Raw genomic sequence first — 220 nt, forward strand, 5'->3', positions numbered from 1 at the left:
TGCAATTATGCGATGCTTCTTTTAGGTACAGCGATACAACACCTGCTCTGTGTTAGTAACTTTGGCTGTTTTGACTATTTCACTAAAATCTAGATATAAAAAAAGACGCCTAAGCGTCTTTTCTTTAAGTTCTCGTGAGAACTAAAATCTGCAATTATGCGATGATTTTAGATACAACACCAGCACCAACAGTACGACCACCTTCACGGATAGCGAAGCG

1 protein-coding gene is annotated in these 220 nt (G+C 39.1%); it reads right to left on the reverse strand.

Annotation, left to right across the window (positions count from 1 at the left end; translation table 11 throughout):
- Positions 1-154: 154 nt before the first annotated feature.
- Positions 155-220: hypothetical protein (locus tag H4J69_RS20555; protein ID WP_139083085.1), on the reverse strand; the 66-nt coding region annotated here is incomplete at its 5' end.

It is taken from the genome of Colwellia sp. BRX10-9, from assembly GCF_014077405.1.
Classification (GTDB): Bacteria; Pseudomonadota; Gammaproteobacteria; order Enterobacterales; family Alteromonadaceae; genus Colwellia_A.